The 4,629-nt window shown below is 62.3% G+C and carries 2 protein-coding genes; both read left to right on the plus strand.

The window, feature by feature from the left end:
- The first annotated feature begins 263 nt into the window (after positions 1-263).
- A complete protein-coding gene (locus A6A05_RS01630) occupies positions 264-1,529 on the plus strand; it encodes a sensor histidine kinase (RefSeq protein ID WP_245644126.1) in 1,266 nt (421 codons plus the stop codon).
- A 72-nt stretch (positions 1,530-1,601) separates the two neighbouring features.
- Complete coding sequence (locus tag A6A05_RS01635) at positions 1,602-4,505, plus strand: chemotaxis protein CheB (RefSeq protein WP_245644128.1); 2,904 nt, start codon at positions 1,602-1,604, stop codon at positions 4,503-4,505.
- Positions 4,506-4,629 lie beyond the last annotated feature (124 nt).

Here is a 4,629-nt window from a genome sequence, read left to right on the forward strand (position 1 = left end):
CTGTCCGGCGCAACCCTCGATTGGGACATGCCGTGGGACGGACCGCCAGCCGTTTCAGGGGGCGAACATAGGGTCTAATGCACGCCTCACCCTAACCCCCGGTCACCGAGATCCTTTTTTTTCGCCATCGCCGGTTCCGGTGGTCAGTCTCCGATTGGATCGTCGCCCTGTCCATGAGAGACTCTAAGAAGACCCGCTTGTTCGTTTCCTCCCGCGTGCCATCCGATGGATGGCCCAGATAGGCGGAGTTAAGGGAGAGGTCCGTGCCAAAACGTGAGAACACCTCCGACCTGCGCCGGCGAGCGGAAGAACTGGCGAACAGGGAACTGCCGGCCGGCGGGCAGGATAGCGATCGGCTTGTCCACGAGTTGCAGGTGCACCAGATCGAACTGGAGTTGCAGAACGACGAATTGCGCCGCGTTCAGCAGGAATTGGAGGAATCGCGCGACCGCTATATCGAACTCTACGAATTCGCCCCGGTCGGCTATCTTACCCTCGGCCGCGACGGGCGGATCGCCGCAATCAATCTCACCGGCGCCGGCTTGCTGAGGATCGATCGCGCCAAACTGCTCTCGGCGCGTTTCTCCTCATTCATCGCCCAAGACGACGGCGACCGCTGGCATCGATTTTTCCTGCAGGCCATCGACCAAGCCGAAGGCCAGGAAATAGACTTGGACTTGGTGCGGGGCGACGTGACCGGATTGCCCTGCCACCTGGATTGCCGCGCCATGACCCAGGGCGAATCTCCCGGCCTGCGGATGACGCTTTCCGATATGACCGAGCGCAGAAGGGCCGCAGAGGAATTACACGCCGCCACCGAGGCGATGCGGAGTGCCAATGCGAAACTGCGGGCGTCCAACCAGGACCTGGAACAGTTCGCCTATGTGGCGGCACATGATCTGCAGGAGCCGCTGCGCATGGTGGTCAGCTATGGTCAGTTGCTGGAAAAGAAGTTTCACGACACGCTCGACAACGATGTCCAGGCCTATATCGGCTTCATGGTCGAAGGTGGGCACAGGATGCAGGGGATGGTCACCGATCTCCTTGAATTCTCGCGGATCGGCCGCGTCGGGCGAGCGGCAGAGACGTTTGACAGCCGCGACGCGATCGTCGAGGCTCTGTCGCGCCTCGCCATGGCCATTTCCGACTCCGGGGCCAAGGTGAGCGCGGAGAATTTACCGGTCATCATCTATGATCGCCCCCAATTCACCCAATTGGTCCAGAATCTGATCGGCAATGCGGTCAAATATCGTGATCCCCTGCGTCCGCCGGAAATAGCCGTGACGGCCCGGCACGAAGGAAATGAATGGACGTTCGCGGTCACCGACAACGGGATCGGGATCGATCCCACCTATTTCGAGCAGATCTTCGGCATCTTCCGCCGTCTCCACACCCGCGACAAATACGACGGCAGCGGCATCGGCCTCGCCATCTGCAAGAAGATCATCGAACGTCATGGCGGGCATATCTGGCTGGACTCGGCGCCGAATGTCGGCTCTACCTTCTATTTCAGCGTGCCCGATCCGTGACCGGGGCGGCTCCCGTCGCAACGCCCCTCCGTCAACCATCGTCGTCTTGTCCAAGACTGAGGAGATAGCCTTGTGACAATCGAGCCAAAGGCCTCGACGGCCCAGCCGGGCGCCTTCCCCATCGTCGGCCTTGGGGCATCCGCCGGCGGATTGGAGGCGTTCGAGGCCTTCTTCCGCCATGTCCCGGCCGAGAGCGGCATGGCCTTCGTGCTGGTGCAGCATCTCGATCCCAGCCACGCCAGCATCCTCACCGAGATCCTGCAACGGACCACCGCCATGCCGGTGGTCGAGGTAACGGATCAGATGGTGGTCGAGCCCAACCGGGTCTATGTCATTCCGCCCAATCGTGAGATGGCCTTGTTCCACGGCACGCTGCTGCTAAGGCTTCCCGAGCAGGTCCGCGGCCAGCGCATGCCCATCGACGCGTTCCTGCGCTCCCTGGCCGAGGATCAGGGGGAAAAGGCCATCGGCATCCTTCTGTCGGGCACCGGCACCGATGGCACCCTGGGGCTACGCGCCCTTCTCGGCAATGGCGGCATCTCCCTGGTGCAGGAGCCGTCCACCGCCCAGTATGACGGCATGCCGCAAAGCGCCATCCATGCCGGCTTCGCCACCCATGTTCTGCCGCCCGAGCGGATGTCCAAGGTCTTGCTGGCCAGCCGCCAGCATCGGGTCAAGGGGGGCGCCGCGCCGCCGGCTCTGGCCACCGTCGGCAGCATGAACCAGATCATGATGACGCTGCGTTCGGTCACCGGGCATGATTTCTCCGGCTACAAGAAAAGTACCATCGGCCGGCGCATCGAGCGCCGGATGGCCCAGCACAATATCGAGGATGCCGAGGTCTATGCTCGTTTCCTGAAGAACCAGCCGGCCGAGGCGCACGCTTTGTTCCGGGAATTGCTGATCAACGTCACCAGCTTCTTTCGCGACCCCGAAGCCTTCGCGACCCTGAAAAACGAGGTTCTGCCGCAAATCCTGGCCGACAAGCCCGACGGCTACATCCTTCGTGTCTGGGTGGCCGGTTGCGCGACCGGCGAGGAGGCCTATTCCATCGCCATGGTTCTGCGCGAGGTGATGGAGGAAGCCCGCCACCCGTTCAGTGTCCAACTCTACAGCACCGATCTGGACGACGATGCCATCGCCACGGCGCGGGCCGGTCTTTATCCGCCCAACATCACCCAGGACGTGACACCCGAGCGGCTGCGCCGCTTCTTCGCCAAGGAGGATGCCGGTTACCGGGTGAAGAAGGATATCCGCGAGATGGTGGTCTTCGCCATCCAGAACGTCATCAAGGATCCGCCGTTCACCAAGATGGATCTGGTCAGTTGCCGCAACCTGATGATCTATCTGGAAGCGGACTTGCAGAAGCGCCTGATTCCGGCCTTCCACTATGCCTTGAAGCCTGGTGGCGTGCTGCTGCTTTCGCCCTCGGAAAGCATCGGCGGCCATACCGATCTGTTCTCTCCGCTCAGCCGCAAATGGAAGTTCTATCGCGCCACCCCAACGACCGCATCGGTCCGTACGGCGATGGCGGGCAGCCTGTCATGGGCCACCGATCCCGCCGCCAGCCCCCAGGCGGACGTCATGATCAAGGCCAAGGACGTCAACATCGCCGAGCTGACCAGACGTGCCCTGGTCCAGTCCTTCGCCCCGGCCTCGGTGGTGACCGACCTCAGGGGCGATATCCTCTATGTTCATGGCGATACCGGCAAATATCTGCGGCCTCCGCCCGGTCTGGCCACCCTCAATGTCGTCGACATGGCCCATGAGGGATTGCAAATGGAACTCCGCGCCGCCCTCAATCTGGCGGTCCGGCAGCGGGCCCCGACCTTGGGCCGGGACGTCTTGTTCTCGGTGGCGGACGAGCCGCGGCGGGTGAGTCTCGGGGTAAGGCCGTTGGCGGACCTCGAACCCGGCCAGGAGATATTGCTGGTCAGCTTCCAGGATCTGCCCGTCCAGTCCCCCCAAAAGTCACGACGGCGCAAGTCCGCCACCTCGGCCGAGCCCAGCCGTGTCGAGGAACTGGAGCGCGACCTCGCCTATACCAGGGAGAACCTCCAGGCCACCATCGAGGAGCAGCAATCCTCGAACGAGGAGCTCAAATCCACCAACGAGGAACTGCAATCCACCAACGAGGAACTGCAATCCACCAACGAGGAACTGGAAACCTCGAAGGAGGAACTGCAATCGGTCAATGAGGAACTGGTTACCGTCAATGCCGAGCTTCAGGCCAAGATCGAGGAATTGGCCGGTATGCAGAACGACATGAAGAACCTGCTCGACAACATCAATATCGGCACCATCTTCCTGGATGATCGGTTCAAGATACGGCGCTTCACCCGCGAGGCCGCCAAGGTCTACCGCGTTGTCGCAACCGATATCGGTCGCCCCCTCTCCGATATCAAATCCGACCTGGACGGCGACGATCTCCTCGCCAGGGCGCAGACGGTGATCGAGACCCTGATCCCCCACGAACAGGAGGTCCGGACCATCGCCGGCGAATGGTACCTGACCCGCATCCAGCCCTATCGTACCCTGGACAACGTCATCGACGGCGTGGTGATGACCTTTGCCGGCATCAGTGACCGCAAGGCCGCCGAGACGTCCGAGCGGCAAGGCTTCGACATTGCCGAGGCCATCATCGACGCCATCGGCAAGCCCATGCTGGTGCTGGATGAAGGGTTGGCCGTCGTCTCCGCCAGTTGCTCGTTCTATCAGGAGTTCAGGTTGGTGCCGGCCGAGACCCGGGGGCGGCCGATCTACGCCCTGGGCAACCGCCAATGGGACATTCCGGCCCTGCGGACGTTGCTGGAGACCATCTTGCCGCAAGAGCAAAGCTTCGACGGTCTTGAGGTGGAGCACGTCTTTGCCGGATTGGGGCATCGCAAGATGCGACTGAGCGGCCGCCGGATCTTCTGCAAGTCCAGCGGCAGGCCATTGATCCTGCTGACCGTCGAGGACATTGCCGAGACCTGACGGGAACGCCGGGGTTACGTGATGGTGAGCGGGGGCCGTCCCCCCCCCCCCCATAGGCGTTAACATAGCGCACACACTTGGCGTTTTCGCTTTCTTGGGGTGTCGGCGAGGCGTACAGCGAGGC

The organism is Magnetospirillum moscoviense (assembly GCF_001650635.1).
Lineage (GTDB): Bacteria > Pseudomonadota > Alphaproteobacteria > Rhodospirillales > Magnetospirillaceae > Magnetospirillum > Magnetospirillum moscoviense.